We start from the raw sequence: 19,350 nt of genomic DNA on the forward strand, positions 1-19,350 counted from the left end.
GGCCGTGCGGCCCACGCCACCCCGGTATGCCGGGAAGCGCGCCGGGGCCGCCAGAGGGAATTCATGGCCGGCCACGGTGGTAAAATCACACGTAAGTACGCCCATAATTTTTTAGTGATGCTGGATCCGCCTCGAGGCCGACCGCGTTGCGCAACAAAAGGCAGTGCATCATCGCCAACCCGGCGCCACCTGCCGCCCATATATATAGAGAACGGAACCCATGAGAAGAACCGCCCGCCAGACCCCGCCCGCCCTTGAAGATGGGGCAATGCGCATTGTTGCCCTCGGAGGGCTGGGGGAAATCGGCCGCAACATGACAGTCTTCGAGTTTGCGGGAAAGCTGCTGATCGTTGACTGCGGCGTCCTCTTCCCGGAGGAGCACCACCCGGGTGTGGACGTGATCCTGCCCGACTTCTCCTACCTGAAGGACCGCTGGCAGGACGTGGTCGGCCTGGTGCTGACCCACGGCCACGAGGACCACATTGGTGGTGTCCCGTACCTGCTCAAGCACCGCAACGACATCCCCGTGATCTCCGCGAAGCTGACCTTGGCCTTCCTGAAGACCAAGCTTGAAGAGCACCGCATCAAGGGCAAGATGATCCAGGTCAAGGAAGGCGACCGCCGCAAGTTCGGCCCGTTCGACGTTGAATTCCTGGCCGTCAACCACTCCATCCCGGACGGCCTGGCCGTGGCCATCCGCACGCCCGCAGGCCTGGTGCTGGAAACCGGCGACTTCAAGATGGACCAGTTCCCGCTGGACAAGCGCATCACCGACCTTGCCGGCTTTGCCCGCCTGGGCGAGGAAGGCGTGGACCTGTTCATGCCCGACTCCACCAACGCCGAGGTCCCCGGCTTCCTGGCGGCCGAAGCAGATCTCATTCCTGCCATTGACCAGGTCATGCGCACGGCGCCGCGCCGCGTGGTGGTTTCCAGCTTCGCCAGCCACGTGCACCGCATCCAGCAGATCATCGACTCTGCACAAAAGTACAACCGCAAGGTCGCGTTTGTGGGTCGCTCCATGGTCCGCAACATGACCACCGCGCGCGAGCTCGGATACCTCAAGATCCCCCGCGGCATGCTCGTTGAAGCCAAGGAACTGGAGAAGATGACACCCAACAAGGCCGTCCTCATCTGCACCGGTTCACAGGGCGAGCCCATGGCCGCGCTGGCACGCATGGCCAACGGCGACCACCAGATCAACCTGACCGAAGGCGACACCGTCCTGTTGGCCAGCTCGATGGTACCCGGCAACGAGAGCTCGATCTACCGTCTCATCAACGACCTCACCAAGCAGGGCGCCAATGTGATTCACAAGGGCAATGCCAAGGTGCACGTTTCCGGCCATGCCAGTGCCGGCGAACTGGTCTACTGCTACAACCTGGTCCGCCCTCGCAACGTGATGCCGGTGCACGGTGAATACCGGCACCTGAAGGCAAATGCTGCACTGGCCGTTCGCACCGGCGTCGACCCCAAGAACGCCTTCATCGTTGAGGACGGCACCTCGCTCGACCTCAAGGACGGCGTCGTCAAGGTGAGCGGTTCCGTGCCGGCCGCCTACGTCTATGTCGAGAACATGATCCCAGGGGCGGCAACGGAGGAATCCCTGCAGGACCGCCTCCGGCTCGCCGAGGACGGCGCCGTGACCGTGCTGTTGATCGTCAACCCGGACACCGGCAAGATCGAGGAAGACCCCGAGTACTTCGCGGTCGGCTTCAACCTGACCGAGAAGGACATGGCCAAGGCCACCGGAATCGTGGAAAAAACCATTTCCGGGCTCCGCGGCGAGAAGACCGGCCCCGTTGCTGAAAAGGCGATCGGCGAGGCACTGCTGCGTTGGTCCGACCGTGCCTTGCGCCGCAAGCCGGTCTACACGGTCATCATCGTCGAAGCCTGACCCGCAGGGAGTTCAGTCCCTGCATGGACTGGACAGAACGCCGGGGCGCACCGTTTGGTGCGCCCCGGCGTTCCTTCTTCCCACGGCGTACGCAAACTTGCGCCTCAGGCGCGGCCCACGCAAACTTGCGCCTCAGGCCCGGCGCACGCAAACTTGCGCCTCAGGCGCGGCGCACGCAAACTTGCGCCCCGGGCCCGGCTCGGCGTCACGCCGTCGTGCTGGTGTTCAGCTTGGCGATGGCCGCCTCGGCCTCGGCCGGGTCCACCACGTCCCATTCGGCCAGCCACTCAATGCCGCGGCGCTTCATGACGGCGTCATGGAATTCGTACCATGCGGTTTGTTGCTCGGGGAACTCGTAGAGGGCGTCCTTGAAATGGCGGAACGGGCTGCTGCGGTCGATCGCCTGTTGGAGGCGGTCCCGGCATTTGGGATCGTTCACGCTGCCGATGTAGACCTCCATGTCACGGTAGCCCTCGAAGGATTCAACCGGTTCGATCCGGATGCCGCCGCGCTCATCGACGTCCCATCCCTCCGCATCGGCTTCGTCGGAGACCTCTTCGCCCCACAGTTCGACCCGGCCCGTCTCCGGGTCTAGCCAGAAGAACGTGTCAGAGTCCATGAAGTGGTTTTCAAGTGCCATCACCAGGGTGTCCAGGTCGATGGCGTCCAAAGGGAGCATGACAACTCCTCTGCGAGTTGTGAATCAGCCACGTGCTGTTCACCTACAATCTTTACGCGCGACGGCGCTGCACGCAAGACCGACGGAGAACGGAGATGATGCCCCCATTCGTTCCTCATGGGGGCATCATCTCCGTTCTCCGGGGGCGGGTCTACTTCATGCCGCCCTTGCGAAGTCCCGGCTTGGTGTAGGTCCGGGCCAGGACGGCCAGTGCCAGGGCAGCGACCAGCAGGCCGAAGTCACGCAGGGCGACGTCGTAGAAGCCTGAGTACGTGAGCAGGTTGACGATGATCCCGGCCAGCCAGAGGGCAACCACGAATGCCGCGTAGCGCGGCCGCAGAATCATCGCAATGGCAGCGATGATTTCAACGACGCCGATGGCCATCATGGTGCCGTGGGCGCTGAGCGGGGAAATGTCCGCGATCCAGGGCGCCAGGTAATCGACCCAATTTGTCAGGACATTGGTGAACTTGTCCAGGCCCATGATGAGCGGGATCGCGATGAAACCGATCCACAGCATCAGGAATGCCCCATACGCGGGCTCGGCCTTGGCCCGCTGCAGGGTGTGCGAGGTCCATCCGGTGGACGCGGCGTGAATTGAACTGGCAGCCATGACTCCTCCATCTAAAAACGTAAGTTATGTTTTTAGAATGCGCCTGAATTGTCCTCCTGTCAATCCCCATCTGCCCGCAATCCCCAGGCTCTCCCTTGGCCGGCCCGCTGAGCGAGCCGGCCAAGGGTCCCTCGCAGCTGTGGGCCCATCCGCTCCCAAACGCAAGGTGGACCGGGGCACCCGCCCCGGCCCACGCCGTCGTGCCTGGAATTACTTGGCCGTCACGGTGCCGGTGACAGCGGCCAGCGTGCCGTTTTCCACGTCCTGCGAAGGGCCCTGCATGTACCGTTCCAGGGAGTCATCCATGGCGTTGAGCCAGCGTGTGTGGTGCTTGGCTGACACGGTGCCGGTGACGACGGAGCGGTGGACGGCGTCGCGGTAGCCGAGGATGTCGTTGTGCTTGTTGCGCATCCAGTCCTTGAACAGCTGGGAGACGGCGTCCAGGTCAAAGGATGGGTAGTCGGTGGCGTCGATGAGTTCACGCAGGTAGTCGGACTGGTAGTCGGCCTCGGCGTCGTGGTCTGGCAGTGCGGCCAGGCGTTCGAGCCAGAGCTGGATGTCCGCCTCGCGTTCGGCCAGGGACGGCAGCTCAATCGCTCCGGTCATGACGTCGCGGGCAAACCAGGCCTGCGCGTCAAACATGTTGAAGGTGTAGTACTGGTCCTGTGCGCCCAGGTAGAACAGGTTCGTGTTCTGCTGCCAGACGACGCCCTTGTACAGGTTTGCCGGGTACAGCACGTTCGGCGACTTCAGCGACATGTCACTGGGCAGGAACGGGTACTTGTGCTGATATCCGGTGCAGAGCACGACGACGTCAAAGTCGTCTTGGCTGCCGTCGCTAAAGTGCGCGGTGCTGGCGTCAAAGTGCGTGACGAGGGGGCGCTCCACCGTGTTCCAAGGCCAGTGATAGCCCATGGGTGCCGTGCGGTAGCTAAGGGTGATGGACTTGGCGCCCATCTTGTGGGCCTGCATGCCAATGTCCTCGGCGGAATAGCTGCTGCCGATCATGAGCAGGCGCTTGCCGGCAAAGCGCTCGGCGCCGCGGAAATCGTGCGCATGGAGCACCTCGCCCGGGAAGGTTTTGATGCCCTTGAACTCGGGGACCGCGGGGACGGAGAAGTGGCCGGTGGAGACCACGAGCTTGTCGAACACGTGGGTCCTTGTTGCGCCGGTGTTGAGGTCCTCCACGGTCACCGTGAATTCCTGCGTGTCCTCGTTGTAGCTGGTGAAGCGGGCCACGGTGTTGAACTGGACGTACTTGCGGACGTCGGACTTTTCCACGCGACCCTTGATGTAGTCGAAGAGGACCTCGCGGGGTGGGAAGGAGGAGATGGCGCGTCCAAAGTGCTCGTCAAAGGAGTAATCCGAGAATTCCAGGCATTCCTTGGGGCCGTTGGACCACAGGTGCCGGTACATGCTGCTGTGGACGGGTTCGCCGTGGTTGTCCAGGCCGATTCGCCAGCTGTTGTTCCATTGGCCGCCCCAGTCGTTCTGCTTTTCAAAGCACATGATCTCGGGGATGGCGGCGCTTTTTTGGCGTGCCGATTCAAACGCCCGAAGTTGTGCCATGCCGCTGGGGCCCGCACCAATGATTCCGACTCGTAATGCCATGTCTCTCTCCTCATCCATCGGATCTTCGGGGTCGCTTTTGTGCGACGCTGCGAGTTCACGCTCCCGATAAGGGGCGGCCCGGGTGGCACGCCGTGGCGGAGCTTCAAGCGCGTAGTTCGCGGGCGGCAGGAATTATCTGCGGCAGGTGGCGGACGGCCCCGTGGGCGTCCAGGCCTGTGGACTCAATCCCGCTGGGGGAGAGAAAGGCCTGGTGCGGGGATGCTCGCAGGGTTGGGCATCCCGGACTCGAAAGCAGTACGCGGCAGATCCAAAACGGCAACGCACTTGTTACCCATTGCAACATCACAGTAATCACAAGTCAAAGTCAATCAACCCGTAAGTTCAGCTAACTCATCTTGTCGCGACGGCGGGGTCAACCCGCGGCCGCTGGGGCGCCGGACGTCGAAAACGGGGCAACCCGCGGCCGCTGGGGCGCCGGATGCCGAAAACGGGGCCAACCCGCGGCCACTTGGGCGCCGGATGCCGAAAACGGGGCCAACCCGCGACGACGGTGTATCTTGTCGGTGCGTTCGCGGTTTGGCCCCGCCCTCGCGAAAACCACTGCGGGTTGGCCCCGCCCTCGACGCCCATGCCCGTGGCCGATGGAGTTATCCACAGCCTCGGGGACGGGCCTTGTAGCGGCCGCGTGCTCCGGCAAGACTCGATCCATGGGACAGCAAGCGCCGAAAGAACGATTTGCCCAGGCCTGGCCGGCAAATACACCGGTTGCCACCACCGCGCAGCTGGTGGGGGCCGGCCTGGCCGACCGCGTCATTGCGGCGGCGTTGAAACATGGGATCGTGTACCGGCTTCGCAGGGGAGCCTACGTCCAGGCCGAGCATTGGCGGGGACTGAAACCCTGGGACCAGGACAAGTTGCGGCTGCTGGCCCACCTCGTCACCGTCCGTGGAACGCCGACATACTCGCACTTCAGTGCGGCCCGTCTCCACGGCCTGTTTGTCTGGCATTGCGGACCCGGGGTCCACCTAACCGCGGCGTCTTCGGTGTCGGGAACTTCCAATCCGAAGGACGTCATGGGGCACCGCGAGGACCTGGCAGCCTGCGACGTCCAGTCCCTCAGCCTGCGCAACGGCCGGTCTGTTCAGGTGACGACCATGGAGTGGACCGTTGTTGCCTGTGCCCGGACCGGCGGATTTGCTGAAGCCGTGATCATCGGCGACCACGCGCTGTACAAGGGCGCCAGAATCGAGGTCATGCGCGGCATGGTCGATGCGATGCCCGGCCGCCGTGGTGTCCGCCGCGCCAGGGGGGTGCTCCGGGCACTGGATGGCCGGAGCGAGTCGCCCGGCGAAACACGCACCAGGCTGATCATCGCGGAAATGGACATCCCGCAGCCCGAATTGCAGGTGAAGTTGACCGCAGGCGGACGTGTCTACCGGCCAGACTTTGTGTGGGAAGAGCAAAAGCTCATTGTCGAATTCGACGGTGACTACAAGTATTTCGTCTACCGGCCTACGGCGGAGGTAATTCTTGAGGAACGCAAACGCGAGAAACGGCTCATGGAAGACGGCTGGCGGTTTGTGCGCCTTGAATGGAGGGATCTGTCGAATCCGGAGGACGTGAAGCGTCGGATTCAGGCCGCTTTCCATGCCCCGCGGTTTGCCTTCGCGGCGTGAGTCAAAATGGTGTGCTTCCGGTCTCCGACGACGGGGCCAACCCGCGGCCACTGGGGCGCCGGATGCCGAAAACGGGGCCAGCCCGCGACGGCGGTGTATCTTGTCGGTGCGTTCGCGGTTTGGCCCCGCCATCGCGGGTACGGAGTCCTTAGCTGCCGGCTAAAGCTCGGTGAGCTGGCCGTTGTGCACGTCCCAGCGGGTGTCGAGGCGGACGTTTTCCAGGAGCCGGCGGTCGTGCGAGACCAGCAAAAGCGTGCCGTCGTAGCTTTCCAGCGCGTCTTCCAGCTGCTCGATGGCGGGCAGGTCCAGGTGGTTGGTCGGTTCGTCGAGCACCAGAACATTCACGCCGCGGGCCTGCAGCAGGGCCAGCGACGCGCGGGTGCGTTCGCCGGGGGAGAGGCTGCCAACGGGGCTGGTCACCTGATCCGCCTTCAAGCCGAATTTGGCGAGCAGCGTGCGTACCTCGCCCTGGTTCAGCTCGGGCACCAGTTCTTCAAACGCGAACCCCAGCGGCACAGCCTCCGGGAACTGGCTGCGCGCCTGGTCAATCTCCCCCACGGCGACGCTCGCGCCCAGGGAGGCAACGCCGTCGTCCGGTTCCGTGCGGCCAAGCAGGAGCCGCAGCAGCGTGGACTTGCCCGCGCCATTGGGCCCCGTGATGCCTATCCGCTCCCCGGCGGTGACCTGCACGGAGACCGGGCCCAAGGTAAATCCGCCCTGCTTCACGGTGGCCCCGTTCAATGTGGCCACCACGGAGCTGGACCGCGGCGCCGTGCCGATGGTGAACTGCAGCGCCCACTCCTTGCGCGGCTCCTCCACCTCGTCCAGCCGGGCGATCCGGGATTCCATCTGGCGCACCTTTTGGCCCTGCTTTTCGGAGGACTCCATGCTGGCGCGGCGGCGGATCTTGTCATTGTCCGGGCTCTTCTTCATGGCGTTCCGCACGCCCTGGGAGCTCCATTCCCGCTGCGTGCGGGCCCGTGAAACCAGGTCCGCCTTCTTGTCGGCAAACTCGTCATAGGCCTCGCGGGCGTGGCGCCTGGCGATGGCCCGCTCCTCCAAAAAGGCGTCGTAGCCGCCGTCGTACATGGCCACCTTGTTTTGCGCCAGGTCCAGCTCCACCACGGTGGTGACGCAGCGGGAGAGGAACTCGCGGTCGTGGGACACCAGCACCGCGCCGCCGCGCAGCCCCCTGACGAACTCCTCCAGGCGAGCCAGCCCGGCCAGGTCAAGGTCGTTGGTGGGCTCATCCAGCAGTACGACGTCGAATCGGCTCAGCAGGAGCGCGGCCAGCGCAACGCGGGCGGCCTGCCCGCCGGAGAGGCCGGTCATCAGTGCGTCCGGGCCCACATCGAGGCCCAGTTCGGCGAGGGTTACGGGGATGCGTTCGTCCAGGTCGGCGGCGCCGCAGGCCAGCCAGTGGTCCAGGGCCGCGGCGTAGCGGTCGTCGTCGGCGGAATTACCCGAGCCGAGCGCCTCCGCCGAGGACTCCATGGCCTCCGTTGCCTGGGTGCTGCCGGTCCGCCGTCCAATGTATGCGGCAACGGATTCGCCCTCGATCCGCTCATGTTCCTGGGGCAGCCAGCCAATGAAGGCGTCCTGCGGTGCTGTGGTGACCGTGCCGGCCTGGGGCTTGTCGGCCCCGGCCAGAAGCCGCAGCAGCGTTGACTTGCCCGCGCCGTTGGCGCCCACCACGCCGACGACGTCGCCCGGGGCGACGGTGAAATTGAGGTTGGTGAACAAGGTTCGGTGGGCGTGGCCTCCGGAAAGGTCCTTGGCCACGAGTGTTGCGGTCATGGACCAATCCTATTTTGATTCCGGATCCGTTCGGACCGCCGCGGCGGGACGTCAAACGCTCACTCACCTTTTGCATCAAATTCGGGAACGCTCCCTCTCCGGGTGAGGGAGCGTCGGTGGTTCAACCCCCGAAGGTGAGGGAGCGTCGTCAAAAGACGCCCCGACGCTGGGGGAGCGTCGGGGGAGGGTGCCGGGGACAACGCAAGGGGCCGGCGTCGTACATTCACGGAATTGTTGCGGCAGGTGACAAAACCGTTGGGGCGGCAGCGGCATGGAGGTCAGACTGGTGCCCAGCATCAAGCCGCCCGGCCACGCGGCACCGGCCGGGCGGCAACCCCAGTCCACGGCGCTTCCCGCGCCCTCAAACCGAAGGAACAACATGTCTGAAACCAACACAGCCACCGACCTTGCCGACATTCGGGCGGGCAGGCTCTCCGGGGCCGGCGAATTCTGGGGCGGGCGGATCGCCAAGGACCCGGGCAACGCCAGGCTGACGTACAAGGCGACAGGCGTGGCCGTGGGTTCCGTGGCCACCCGCATCAGCGCCGGCAAGCACCAGTTCACGGTGGACGAACCGGCCGGACTGGCCGGGGACGGCGCCGCCGCCAGCCCCGTCGAATACGCGCTCGGGGCGCTCATCTCCTGCCAGGTGGTGGTGTACCGGCTGTACGCCCACCAGCTGGGAATCGAGATTGACGAGCTCAGCATCGAGGCCGAGGGCGATTTGGACGTCCGCGGACTGTTCGGCATTGACGAGTCCGTGCGTTCCGGCTTCACGGACATCCGCCTGCGCGTGAACATTTCCGGGCCTGAAACGCAGGAACGCTACGAGGAGCTGGCCCGCGTCGTTGAGACCCGCTGCCCGGTCCAGGACCTGTTCGCGAACCTGACCCCGGTCAGTGCCGTGGTGGCGAAGGTCTAACCGCGGCGGTTAATTGACCGCCGTTGCTTTCAGCTGGCGCCGGCGAGCTCCAGCCCGTTTTTCGCTGCGGCGTGTGCGGCCAGCTGTGCCTGAAGTCCTGCGCGGTCATAGGAGCCGATGAAGATCGGGGTGTCGGTTTCAAGTGCGGTGCCGTTGGCCAGCGATCCGGCGTCCACGGCGTCGAAGCCCAGGCGTTCAATGAATTCAAGCACCAGGGCGCGGGTGCCGTCGTCGTCCGTGGCAACGGCGAGCGCGCGGCGGACCGGGGCGCCTGCGGGGCGGGCGTCCAGTTCCAGCTCGTGGTAGCCAATGTGGTTGAGGGCCTTTGCCAGGTGCGCCCCGGGGATGTGGGCGTGCACCAATTCCGAGCTCGACGGCGCATCCTCCAGCTCGGGCATGTCACCATTGGTGTCGCGCCAGTAGTTCATGGTGTCAATGACATGTTTCCCGGCCAGGCCCGCGGGGTCCAGTGTGCGGAACTTGTGCAGCGGCACGGAGAGCACTACAAGGTCAGCCTCGGCCATGACCTGCTCCGCGGAGGCGGCAATGGCGCCCGGGGCCATGATCTGGATGATCAGCGCAATGTCTTTCGAGTCGCCCGACGCGGCGATCAGGACCCGGTAGCCTGCCAGGAGAGCCTGGCGGGCGACAGCGGTCCCCACCCTGCCTGCGCCGAGGATGCCGATGGTCTGGGGCTCGCTTTCCGTATACGTTGTCATACAGACGATATTACTCTCATATGATCTGTTGTAAAGCGTTGTGATGCCTTATGATGGGTGTTATGAGTAACAGTTCCGCGTCGCAGGCGGCGCCCGCACGGGCCCAGGAGGATTTTGGCTGGACATTGGGCGTGCTGGTACGCAACTACCAAAACTCCTCCGGCGCCGTCATGGGCGGATTCCCGCATGGCGCCCGCGGCTATCAGGTCCTTGTGGCGGTGGTGGGCGGCGAACTGCCCAACCAGCTTGCCCTGGCCCAACATCTGGGCATTGACAGGACCGTCATGACGTACCTGATTGATGACTTTGTGACGGCCGGGCTGGTGGAGCGCCAGCTCAACCCGACGGACCGCAGGGCCCGCATTGTGGTGGCCACGGCCCGGGGCGGGGAGGCCCTGGCTGAACTCCAACGCAGCATGGCACAGGTTGAGGACGTGGTCCTGGCCGCGCTGGACGCGGGAGAGCGCGAGGTTTTCCGTACCCTCCTGCGCCGCGTGGCCTGCCACACCCCGGAGCCCGGCAGCCACGACCTCGGTGCGTGTGCGGCCGTGGAGCAGATGCTCGGTGGCGGCGGGAATTAAGTAGATCCACCTGCCAAAGGCCCGCAGTCAGCTGGTTGCAGGGCTTTTCCGTGCCGGAAGCTGCTTTCGACAGGCATGGGGGCGGTGCTGGATGCTCACGAGGTCAATCACTATTTCATGGGCATTGATGCGGTAGAGCATCCGGTACTCCCCGCGCCGGGCCGGGTATGTCGGAAACAAGGCCGGGTCAGCGTTCCGCGCCAGCACCCAGGGACAGCCAGTTTTCGCGGGTGGCCAGTGCCGCGCCTTCGGCATCGCCCATGCCGGCCAGCCGGATGATCTCGGCGTGCGCCGACACCGAGTGCCGCGCAGCCTGGGAACCAAAGCGCTGCCGCTCCACACGACGCAGCAGCGGAAGCGCCTGTTCCAAAACGAGCGGAATCATGTCATTGCCGCACGCGCCGACAGCCACGGCGTGAAAGTCGTCGTCGGCAGCCAGGGCGAGTTCGACGTCGTCGTGCCCCAGGGCGTCCGAAAACCTTCCGTTCGCCTCGGTCATGGCGGCGAGCTGGTCTCCGGCCATGGAGGGTACGGCAAGGCGGGTGGCCAGCTCGTGCATGGCGGCCACCACCTGCTGCGCGCTGACGGTGGAGGCCGGGTCCAGCGGGGCCACGATGGTGGCGTGGCCGGGCTTGGCGATAATCAGCCCGGCACGTTCGAGCCGGAGCAGCGCCTCGCGGATGGGGGTGCGGCTGACGCCGAGCCATTTCTCCAGTTCCGGATCACGCAGCCGCTCGCCCGGGCCCAAAGTGCCGTCGACTATGGCGTCGCGAATGGATTCGTACACATCGTCACGCAGCAGGGACCGCTTGTGGATTCCGTGGGGCAGGGGAGTGGGCATGCAACATAGGATATATCGCCGGGGCGGGTGGCGGGCGGATGAACGGGCCGCGGGTGCACGCGGGCTGGACGCGAATCTCTTGACAAGACCACAAATCGGGGATGCAATATATTGCATACTGCAATCGATGCACCCCAAACCAAGAAGGACGTCATGGCAATCACCGACTTTGAACGTTACCCGCTGACCTTTGGCCCCAGCCCCATCCACGACCTGCCCCGGCTGAGCCGGCACCTCGGCGGCGCCACAATCTGGGCCAAGCGGGAAGACTGCAACAGCGGACTGGCGTTCGGCGGCAACAAGACCCGCAAGCTCGAATACATTGTCCCTGACGCCATCGCGCAGGGCGCGGACACGCTGGTCTCCATCGGCGGCTACCAATCCAACCACACCCGCCAGGTGGCCGCCGTTGCCGCGAAGATCGGCATGAAGGCCCGCCTGGTGCAGGAAAACTGGGTGGACTGGCCCGACCCGCTCAGCGACCGCGTCGGCAACATCCAGCTTTCCCGCATCATGGGCGCCGACGTCCGCCTCGACAAAGCCGGCTTCGACATCGGCATCCGCAGCAGCTGGGAACAGGCCATCAAGGACGTTGAGGAGTCCGGAGGGAAGCCGTACCCCATCCCGGCCGGCGCTTCCGAGCACCACCTGGGCGGCCTGGGCTTCGCCAATTGGGCCTACGAGGTTGAACGGCAGGAAAAGGAGCTGGGCATCTTCTTCGACACCATCATTGTCTGCACCGTCACCGGCTCCACCCACGCCGGCATGATCGCCGGGTTCGCCGGCCAGGACCACCCCCGCCGCGTGATCGGCATCGACGCCTCCGCCACCATCGAAAAGACGCGGGATCAGGTGGGCAGGATTGCCCGCCACACCGCGGAGCTGATCGGCCTGGACCGCGAGCTGCGCGACGAGGAAATCGACGTCAGGGAAGGCTGGGCCGGGGACCATTACGGCATCCCGGTCGAATCCACCATGGAGGCCATCCGCCTCTCCGGCTCGCTCGAAGGCATGATCATCGACCCCGTCTACGAAGGAAAATCCATGGCCGGGCTGATCGAGCTGGTGCGCACAAAGGAAATCCCGGCAACCAGCAACGTCCTATACGCGCACCTGGGCGGACAGCTGGCCCTGAACGCCTACAGCGGGCTTTTCCGCTGACCCATGCCCAACGGCCCCAAGCTCAACTGCCCCAAGCACGACGCCGGACACCCGCCTGCCGCCGCCAACCCAGGTTGCACCGTGGCGCGGGTCCCGCGAAACGGGCCGGGCCGGCGTCGTACCTGCGATCCCTCCCGTCCGGGCGGCCTGCAGGGCGGGTCACCGCCTGCAGGTCCGACCGGCCTCCCGGAAAGCGGCAGGCGCCGACACGGGGCCGGCGGGTCTACTGTGTGGCCAGAAGTTCGCGTGCCGTGGATTCATCCGTGACGAGCTCGTTCACAAAGCCGCCGCGGATGGCGGCAGCCAGCGGCGCCACCTTGGCCGGCCCTGCCGTGACCATCATGCGGCGCGGGATCTTCAGCAGGCCCGCCAGGGTGATGCCAATGAGCTGGTCCGTCACCTCCGATTCCACTTCCCGGCCATCGTGGTCGAAGAAGTGGCCGCACAGGTGGGCGGCAGCACCGGCGGCTGCCAACTCCGCCAGCGATGCGGGGGAGACGGGGCTGTAGGTGCCGGTGCCGTCAAAGCGCTGCATGGAACCCAGCCCGATCAGCGCCAGGTCGCTGCGCGGACCCAGCTCCAGCCCGTAGGCCACCTCCGGGGTCTCCAGCGCCTTCAGCCTCGCGGCAGGGTCGCGGTACAGGAAATTGGCCGAAACGGGGATGAAGTTTCCGCCCAGCTGCTGGCAGATGTGCTCGCCGACGTGAATGCGTTCGTCGCCGGAGCGGTCCAGGCGGGACGGACAGGCGAGCAGGTCGATCACGGTCAGCCCGCTGCGGACCCCGGGGCCCAGGGACTTGGCCACGGACGAAAGCGTGCGGCTGGCAGCCACGCCCAGCTGCCTCACGCCGTCGAGGTGGGTCTCCAAATAGCGGGCGGCAACATAGCCGAGCCGGTTGTTCTTTTCGTACAGGGAGCGGGGCCGGTCCATGGAGATGACGCAGTCGGCCAGCTTGAAAGTGGAGCGCAGCCGGGCCTCAAGCTCGGGCATCCTGTCCACGGGCGGGCCGATTCTGATCTGCACCACGCCGCGCCGTTTGGCTTCCGCCAGCAGCCGCGACACCGTGGCCCGTGACAGGTTTTCCGAGGAGGCAATGTCCAACTGGGTGGCGCCGGACATGTGGTAGAGGTGCGCCACCTTTTGTACCAGCTGGTCGTGGCGCAGGGCGTGGTCTGTGGCCAAGGCAGTGCCCCTTTCCCGGTCGCGCAGATGGCTTTTCCGCCATTGCCTACCCACGATTCTAGGAGACGGCCGCCGGATTGTCCGTCAAGGGGCCGGGAAAGGGCTTCCCGCTGGAGGATATTTTGCGTTAGGGTAAGTAATTGTGAGATAGAGAACCGCAGTCCCCCACTGAACGCTGATCGCGCCGCCTGCTGGTCGTACCGCCGCCTGGTCGTACCGCCGCCTGCGGATTGCTGGATCGCGTCCGGACCGCCTGCCCCCACCACTTAATGAGAAGGCCCTTGTGCGTGCATTTCCCTATCCCGACGCCGGTTCCCCGGACCTGCGTTCGCCCGCCCGCTTCCTGTGGTGGCTGGCCCGTGCCGAGCGCGGCACGCTTTTGGCCGGCGTTGTGTTCGGCTCCGTGTGGACCGCCTGCCAGGCACTGACGCCGTTTGTGCTCGGCAGTGCCGTGGACCAGGGGATTGTGGCCGGCAATTTCTCCCGCCTGACGTTTTGGGTGGTGCTGCTGGTGGGCCTGACACTGGTCCAGGCCGCCTCGGCAACCCTGCGCCACCGGACCGCCGTGAGCAGCTGGATGCAGGCCGCGTACCGTTCCGCGCAACTGGTCGGCTACAAGGTCACGCGCAGCGGCGACGCCCTCCCGCAAAAGTTCTCCACCGGCGAGGTGGTCTCCACCTCGGCCTCCGACGCCATGCGGATCGGGGAGATCTACGATGTGTGCGCCCGGTTGGCCGGTTCTGTGGTCGGATACCTGCTGGTGACGTTCCTGGTCTTTCAGACGTCCTGGCAACTGGGCCTGGTGGTCCTGCTAGGCGTGCCGCTGTGCGGCGCCATGCTCTTGTTCGTCATCCGGCCGTTGCAGCGGCGCCAAAAGGATCAGCGCGAGGCTGCCGGAAAGATGACTGCCCTGGGCGCGGACACCGTGGCCGGGCTGCGCGTGCTGCGCGGCATCGGCGGCGAACACATCTTCGTGGAACGCTACCGGGAGCGTTCGCGGGAGACCCAGCTGGCGGGCAACAAGGTGGCTTATTCACTGGCCGACCTGGACGCCGTGCAGGTGCTGGTGGTGGGTGCGTTCAGTGTTGCCTTTACCTGGATTGGTGCCCTGCAGGCAGTGTCCGGGCAGATCGAGGCGGGCCAGCTCGTGGCACTCTACGGCTACGCCGTCTTCCTGGTTTCGCCCATACGCACCGCGGCCGACGCCGTGTCCCGCTTCATCCGCGCCCACGTCGGTGCCCGCCGCATCATCGATGTCCTGGCCACCCCGTCCGCCGTGCACGACGCCGGCACGACAGTTCCAGGACCCTCCTCACCGAGCGCGCTGGTGGACTCGGTCACCGGCGTGGTGATTGCCCCCGGCACGCTCAGCGCCGTTGTCTCGGGCGACCCGGCACAGTCGGCGGACCTGGCCCGGCGGCTGGGCCGGTTTGAGGATGCAGTGCTGCGAGAGGCACAGGTCCGCTGGGGCGAGGCCGCCCTGCACCTGGTGCCGTTGCGCGAGGTGCGTTCGCGCATTGTGGTCTCCGACGCCGAGCCGCAGTTGTTCACCGGGACGCTGCGCGAGGAACTGGACCCTGCGGGACGGCACAGCGACGCGGAGATCATGGCCGCCATTGAGGTGGCCAGCGCCGCCGATGTGTTCGACGGGCTTGAACACGGGCTCGACGACGAAGTGACCGAGAAGGGCCGCAGCTTTTCCGGCGGCCAGCGCCAGCGCCTCACGCTGGCCCGTGCCATGCTGACCGATGCGGAGGTGCTGGTGTTGATTGAACCCACGAGCGCCGTGGACGCCCACACCGAATCGCGCATTGCCACGGCCTTGCGCCGCAAGCGCGGAACCGCCGGCAGCACCACCGTGGTGGTGACCGCCAGCCCGCTGCTGCTCGGCGCCATGGACACCGTCACTTTCCTGGAGAACGGAACCGTCCGGGCCCAGGGGACCCACCGGGAACTGTTGGACAGCCTCCCCGCCTACCGGAGGGTGGTGATCCGCGGCGAAGGCATGGAAGGCCACGGCGGGGCACCTGACGGCGCGGGAACCAATGACCCGGCCGCGGCCCATGACGGCGCCGCGCCAGACGCCAGCGGCACCAACGCAACGGATGCCGCCAAGGCAAGGACCGGCGTCGAACCTTCCGCCGAAAACCACGAAACAGTCCAGGAAGGGGCCAAGCAATGAGTGAAACCAAGCTTCCCGTGGCGGACTCCGCCAAGGTCCGCGCCGAGGGACTGCGCCTGATGGGCCAGCACCGCAGGCCGCTCACCTTCGTGGTGGGGCTGTACATCCTGGCCGCCGTCGCAGGGCTGGCCGGCCCGTTCCTGCTGGGCCGGCTGGTCGATGCGATCAGCCACGGCACCACACCCGGCTTTGTGGCCATGGTGGCATTGGGCCTGGCCGGCTTTGTCCTGGTCCAGGGCGTGCTGTCCCGCTGGGCGCGGCGCACCGGCATGGTGCTGGGCGAGAAGGTTTTCGCCCAGCTGCGCGAGGAATTCATGGAGCAGGTGACGTCCCTGCCGCTGTCCACGGTGGAGAAGGCCGGCACCGGCGACCTGGTCTCCCGCACCACCAACGACGTCGACGCGGTCTCCCACACGGTGCGCTTTGGCGTGCCGCAGGTGCTGGTCTCGGTCGCCACCATCGTGCTGACCATTGCGGCGGCGGTCTTCACCAGCCCTGTCCTGGCCCTTGCCCTGCTCATCGGTGCGCCTCTGCTGGTACCGGTCACCCGCTGGTACCTCAAGCGCGCCACGGCCGGCTACCTGCTGGAGCGCGAAAGCTACGCCGTGCTCAACGGCGCCATCACCGAAACCATTGAAGGGGCCCGCACAGTCGACGCGCTGAGCCTGGGCCAGCACCGCCGCAGCCGCATTGACGCTGCCCTGCGCGGCTGCTTTGAGCGCGAGAAATACACCTTGGGACTGCGTACGGTGCTGTTCCCGGCGGCCGAATTTTCCTTCTGGCTCCCCGTGGCGGCCGTGCTGCTGTGGGGCGGCTGGCTCGCCTCCCATGGCACCGTCACTGCCGGCATGGTGGCCACCGTTGCGCTGTACGCCATGCAGCTGATCGACCCCGTGGACATGCTGATCATGTGGATTGACGAGATCCAGGTCGGGGCGTCGTCGCTGGCGCGCATTGTGGGCATCCGCGACGTCGAGGCGGACAGGACGGCCACGGATGCCGTCCCGGCCGGGGAGGACCTGGTGGTCGATTCCGCCCGCTACGCCTACCGCCCGGGCCATGACGTGCTGCACGGGATCGACCTCACGCTGCGGCCGGGGGAGCGGCTGGCCATGGTGGGCCCGTCCGGGGCGGGCAAGTCAACCCTGGGCCGCCTGATCGCCGGCATCCATCCGCCCACGGGAGGCAGCGTCAAGGTGGGCGGGGTGCCGCTGGTGGACCGGCCGCTGGATGAGCTCCATGGCGAGGTGGCGCTGGTGACCCAGGAACACCACGTGTTCGTGGGCACCCTGGCGGACAACCTCCGCCTGGGCAAGGCCGGCGCAACGGACGCGGAGCTGGAAAAGGCCCTGTCCGACGTCGGCTCCCTGGCGTGGGCGCGTGCCCTCCCCAACGGGCTGGCCACCGAAGTCGGCTCCGGTGCCCACACCCTGACGCCCGGGCAGGCGCAGGAACTGGCGCTGGCGCGGCTGGTGCTGGCCGATCCCCACACGCTGGTGCTGGACGAGGCCACGTCGCTGATTGACCCCGCCGCGGCCCGCGAGCTGGAATTTTCACTCAGCGCCGTGCTGGAGGGGCGCACCGTGGTGGCCATCGCCCACCGCCTGCACACGGCGCACGACGCCGACCGGGTGGCGGTGGTCGACAAGGGGCGCATCACCGAGCTGGGCTCCCACGATGAACTGCTGGAACAGGGCGGTTCGTACGCCGCGCTGTGGAATTCCTGGCGCCAGGAGTCCTGACCGGGTCCGGCGGTGACCTGTTCTGCGCACCGGCCGTGGCGGCTGTGGCGCAGGACGGTGTTGTGCGGCACGGCGAGCCCGACCGCAGCGCATAACAGGACCGTGGACGCCGGCACACCGGCACTGTTGGACCGCTTGATATCGGCGTAACGTTCAAGGAGGGGAACGATTTGGACCGCACGGCCCGGACCGGCACCGTTTATGGACAGGGAGTGTTCACCATGCCTGACAAACAACCACACCACCACGACCACAAGAAGCTGGACAAGGGCCACGCCATCAAGGCCAAGCGCGCCGAGAAGAAGGCCCGCGGCGCCACCGACGAGAGCGCCGATCCCGTAGCGCACATCACCAAGAAGCATTGAGCCGCGGTGCCCAGCGGGGCGGGGCGCCAGACGCCGTGCGCCCGGCGGCGAGCCGGTGGCCAGACGGCGTGCGCCCGGCGGCGAGCCGGTGGCCAGACGGCGTGCGCCCGGCGGCGAGCCGGTGGCCAGACGGCGTGCGCCCGGCGGCGAGCCGGTGGCCAGACGGCGTGCGCCCGGCGGCGAGCCGGTGGCCAGACGGCGTGCGCCCGGCGGCGAGCCGGTGGCCAGACGGCGTGCGCCCGGCGGCGAGATGCACAGCAACGCGCCGCACTGGCTGTTCATGCATATGCATGGAATAGCCCGTAGCGGGGCCACGTTGTGACAGGCATGGACACAAATTTCAAGAAGCGCATAGGATTCCTGTCCTTTGGCCACTACGGCACCGGCCGCGGCTCGCAAACGGCATCCGCCAGGGATTCGCTGCACCAAGCGATTGACTTGGCCGTCGCCGCCGAGGAGATCGGCGTCGACGGCGCCTTCTTCCGCGTGCACCACTTTGCCCGCCAGCAGGCGTCGCCGTTCCCGCTCATGGCTGCCATAGCCGCCCGCACCAGCCGGATTGAAATCGGCACGGGCGTGATCGACATGCGTTATGAAAATCCGCTCTACATGGCCGAGCAGGCCGCCGCGACCGACCTGATCAGTGACGGCAGGCTGCAACTGGGCGTGAGCCGCGGCTCACCCGAGCCGGCCCTGAACGGTGCGGCGGACTTCGGCTATTACCCGGACGACGGCGAGACCGCGGCGGACATGGCCCGCCGCCACACGGCCGCCTTCCGGCATGCCATCTCCGGCGCCGGCGTTGCCCAGCCTGGCGAACACGCCTACATGGGAGGGGAACGGCTGCTGCGCATCGAACCGCAGTCGCCCGGGCTTGCCCAGCGCATTTGGTGGGGCGCCGGCTCCCGTGCCACCGCCGTCTGGGCCGCACAGCAGGGCATGAACCTCATGAGCTCCACGCTGCTCACCGAGGACACCGGCGTTCCCTTCGACCAGCTGCAGGCCGAACAAATCCAGCTGTTCCGTGACGAATGGGCCAAGGCCGGCCATGGCTTCACGCCGCGCGTCTCGGTCAGCCGCAGCGTGATTCCCGTGGTCGACGACACCGACCGCATGTACTTCGGGCTGCGCTCGCAGACGGACAGCCGCGACCAAGTCGGCATGATCGACGGGCTTCTTTCCCGCTTTGGCAAGAGCTACATGGGGGACCCCGGGGTGCTGGCGCAGGAACTCGCCGCCGACGCGGCCGTCCAGGCCGCGGACACGCTCATGCTCACCGTCCCCAACCAGCTCGGTGTCGACTACAACGTCAAGATGCTGGAAAACATCACCAAATACATCGCCCCGGCGATTGGCTGGACGCCGGCCGGCGCGTAACCGGCCACGCGCACTTAAACCCCGCGGCCGCCGTCAAACACCTGCG

The 19,350-nt window shown here is 66.4% G+C and carries 16 protein-coding genes; 9 read left to right on the forward strand and 7 right to left on the reverse strand.

What is annotated here, in order from left to right:
* Window positions 1-268: 268 nt before the first annotated feature.
* Complete coding sequence (locus CVV68_RS00430) at window positions 269-1,894, forward strand: ribonuclease J (protein WP_211320672.1); 1,626 nt, start codon at window positions 269-271, stop codon at window positions 1,892-1,894.
* 205 nt (window positions 1,895-2,099) lie between these two features.
* Here CVV68_RS00430 and CVV68_RS00435 read toward each other — a convergent pair whose 3' ends face one another.
* The 3 genes from CVV68_RS00435 to CVV68_RS00445 all read right to left on the reverse strand — a co-directional run bounded on the left by CVV68_RS00435 (window position 2,100) and on the right by CVV68_RS00445 (window position 4,797).
* Window positions 2,100-2,573, reverse strand: coding sequence for a UPF0158 family protein (locus CVV68_RS00435; RefSeq protein ID WP_110499039.1), 474 nt, complete (start codon window positions 2,571-2,573; stop codon window positions 2,100-2,102).
* A gap of 151 nt (window positions 2,574-2,724) precedes the next feature.
* On the reverse strand, window positions 2,725-3,186 hold the full coding sequence (locus CVV68_RS00440; protein WP_110499040.1) for a hypothetical protein: 462 nt from the start codon (window positions 3,184-3,186) through the stop codon (window positions 2,725-2,727).
* Between the two features lie 210 nt (window positions 3,187-3,396).
* Window positions 3,397-4,797: a trimethylamine monooxygenase gene (locus tag CVV68_RS00445; RefSeq protein ID WP_110499041.1), complete on the reverse strand. Its 1,401-nt coding sequence runs from the start codon at window positions 4,795-4,797 to the stop codon at window positions 3,397-3,399.
* Window positions 4,798-5,465: 668 nt separating this feature from the next.
* Between CVV68_RS00445 and CVV68_RS00450 the strand changes: the two genes are divergently transcribed.
* Complete coding sequence (locus CVV68_RS00450) at window positions 5,466-6,434, forward strand: type IV toxin-antitoxin system AbiEi family antitoxin domain-containing protein (protein WP_110499042.1); 969 nt, start codon at window positions 5,466-5,468, stop codon at window positions 6,432-6,434.
* Between the two features lie 159 nt (window positions 6,435-6,593).
* Here the strand turns inward: CVV68_RS00450 and CVV68_RS00455 are convergent, their stop codons facing one another.
* Window positions 6,594-8,231, reverse strand: a complete 1,638-nt coding sequence (locus tag CVV68_RS00455) for an ABC-F family ATP-binding cassette domain-containing protein (protein ID WP_110499043.1) — start codon at window positions 8,229-8,231, stop codon at window positions 6,594-6,596.
* 379 nt (window positions 8,232-8,610) lie between these two features.
* Here CVV68_RS00455 and CVV68_RS00460 point away from each other — a divergent pair, with 379 nt between their 5' ends.
* A complete protein-coding gene (locus CVV68_RS00460; RefSeq protein WP_110499044.1) occupies window positions 8,611-9,153 on the forward strand; it encodes an OsmC family protein in 543 nt (180 codons plus the stop codon).
* A gap of 29 nt (window positions 9,154-9,182) precedes the next feature.
* On the opposite strand, the gene CVV68_RS00465 is transcribed toward CVV68_RS00460, so the two are convergent.
* On the reverse strand, window positions 9,183-9,872 hold the full coding sequence (locus tag CVV68_RS00465; RefSeq protein ID WP_110499045.1) for an NADPH-dependent F420 reductase: 690 nt from the start codon (window positions 9,870-9,872) through the stop codon (window positions 9,183-9,185).
* A 62-nt stretch (window positions 9,873-9,934) separates the two neighbouring features.
* Between CVV68_RS00465 and CVV68_RS00470 the strand changes: the two genes are divergently transcribed.
* On the forward strand, window positions 9,935-10,453 hold the full coding sequence (locus CVV68_RS00470; RefSeq protein WP_110499046.1) for a MarR family winged helix-turn-helix transcriptional regulator: 519 nt from the start codon (window positions 9,935-9,937) through the stop codon (window positions 10,451-10,453).
* Between the two features lie 187 nt (window positions 10,454-10,640).
* Here the strand turns inward: CVV68_RS00470 and CVV68_RS00475 are convergent, their stop codons facing one another.
* Window positions 10,641-11,294: a GntR family transcriptional regulator gene (locus CVV68_RS00475; RefSeq protein WP_110499047.1), complete on the reverse strand. Its 654-nt coding sequence runs from the start codon at window positions 11,292-11,294 to the stop codon at window positions 10,641-10,643.
* A gap of 153 nt (window positions 11,295-11,447) precedes the next feature.
* Here CVV68_RS00475 and CVV68_RS00480 point away from each other — a divergent pair, with 153 nt between their 5' ends.
* Complete coding sequence (locus CVV68_RS00480) at window positions 11,448-12,455, forward strand: 1-aminocyclopropane-1-carboxylate deaminase (protein ID WP_110499048.1); 1,008 nt, start codon at window positions 11,448-11,450, stop codon at window positions 12,453-12,455.
* 223 nt (window positions 12,456-12,678) lie between these two features.
* On the opposite strand, the gene CVV68_RS00485 is transcribed toward CVV68_RS00480, so the two are convergent.
* The gene (locus CVV68_RS00485) at window positions 12,679-13,638 is read right to left on the reverse strand and encodes a sugar-binding transcriptional regulator (protein WP_110499049.1); all 960 of its coding nucleotides are present in this window, start codon (window positions 13,636-13,638) and stop codon (window positions 12,679-12,681) included.
* Between the two features lie 283 nt (window positions 13,639-13,921).
* Between CVV68_RS00485 and CVV68_RS00490 the strand changes: the two genes are divergently transcribed.
* The 4 genes from CVV68_RS00490 to CVV68_RS00505 all read left to right on the forward strand — a co-directional run bounded on the left by CVV68_RS00490 (window position 13,922) and on the right by CVV68_RS00505 (window position 19,304).
* A complete protein-coding gene (locus tag CVV68_RS00490) occupies window positions 13,922-15,820 on the forward strand; it encodes an ABC transporter ATP-binding protein (RefSeq protein WP_110499050.1) in 1,899 nt (632 codons plus the stop codon).
* A complete protein-coding gene (locus CVV68_RS00495; RefSeq protein ID WP_110499051.1) occupies window positions 15,817-17,562 on the forward strand; it encodes an ABC transporter ATP-binding protein in 1,746 nt (581 codons plus the stop codon). The genes CVV68_RS00490 and CVV68_RS00495 overlap by 4 nt, the downstream gene beginning before the upstream one ends.
* Before the next feature lie 221 nt (window positions 17,563-17,783).
* The gene (locus tag CVV68_RS23325) at window positions 17,784-17,927 is read left to right on the forward strand and encodes a hypothetical protein (RefSeq protein WP_170133039.1); all 144 of its coding nucleotides are present in this window, start codon (window positions 17,784-17,786) and stop codon (window positions 17,925-17,927) included.
* 327 nt (window positions 17,928-18,254) lie between these two features.
* Entirely contained in the window at window positions 18,255-19,304 is a 1,050-nt protein-coding gene (locus tag CVV68_RS00505; RefSeq protein WP_110499053.1) for an LLM class flavin-dependent oxidoreductase, read from the forward strand.
* Window positions 19,305-19,350 lie beyond the last annotated feature (46 nt).

The organism is Arthrobacter livingstonensis (assembly GCF_003219815.1).
In the GTDB taxonomy this organism is placed as follows: Bacteria; Actinomycetota; Actinomycetes; order Actinomycetales; family Micrococcaceae; genus Specibacter; species Specibacter livingstonensis.

What these genes read in the sequence shown, in the direction of transcription:
- CVV68_RS00430 (WP_211320672.1), top strand. Translation starts at nt 269, where the DNA reads ATGCGCATTGTTGCCCTCGGAGGGCTGGGGGAAATCGGCCGCAACATG.
- CVV68_RS00435 (WP_110499039.1), bottom strand. Translation starts at nt 2,573, where the DNA reads ATGCTCCCTTTGGACGCCATCGACCTGGACACCCTGGTGATGGCACTT.
- CVV68_RS00440 (WP_110499040.1), bottom strand. Translation starts at nt 3,186, where the DNA reads ATGGCTGCCAGTTCAATTCACGCCGCGTCCACCGGATGGACCTCGCAC.
- CVV68_RS00445 (WP_110499041.1), bottom strand. Translation starts at nt 4,797, where the DNA reads ATGGCATTACGAGTCGGAATCATTGGTGCGGGCCCCAGCGGCATGGCA.
- CVV68_RS00450 (WP_110499042.1), top strand. Translation starts at nt 5,466, where the DNA reads ATGGGACAGCAAGCGCCGAAAGAACGATTTGCCCAGGCCTGGCCGGCA.
- CVV68_RS00455 (WP_110499043.1), bottom strand. Translation starts at nt 8,231, where the DNA reads ATGACCGCAACACTCGTGGCCAAGGACCTTTCCGGAGGCCACGCCCAC.
- CVV68_RS00460 (WP_110499044.1), top strand. Translation starts at nt 8,611, where the DNA reads ATGTCTGAAACCAACACAGCCACCGACCTTGCCGACATTCGGGCGGGC.
- CVV68_RS00465 (WP_110499045.1), bottom strand. Translation starts at nt 9,872, where the DNA reads ATGACAACGTATACGGAAAGCGAGCCCCAGACCATCGGCATCCTCGGC.
- CVV68_RS00470 (WP_110499046.1), top strand. Translation starts at nt 9,935, where the DNA reads ATGAGTAACAGTTCCGCGTCGCAGGCGGCGCCCGCACGGGCCCAGGAG.
- CVV68_RS00475 (WP_110499047.1), bottom strand. Translation starts at nt 11,294, where the DNA reads ATGCCCACTCCCCTGCCCCACGGAATCCACAAGCGGTCCCTGCTGCGT.
- CVV68_RS00480 (WP_110499048.1), top strand. Translation starts at nt 11,448, where the DNA reads ATGGCAATCACCGACTTTGAACGTTACCCGCTGACCTTTGGCCCCAGC.
- CVV68_RS00495 (WP_110499051.1), top strand. Translation starts at nt 15,817, where the DNA reads ATGAGTGAAACCAAGCTTCCCGTGGCGGACTCCGCCAAGGTCCGCGCC.
- CVV68_RS23325 (WP_170133039.1), top strand. Translation starts at nt 17,784, where the DNA reads ATGCCTGACAAACAACCACACCACCACGACCACAAGAAGCTGGACAAG.
- CVV68_RS00505 (WP_110499053.1), top strand. Translation starts at nt 18,255, where the DNA reads ATGGACACAAATTTCAAGAAGCGCATAGGATTCCTGTCCTTTGGCCAC.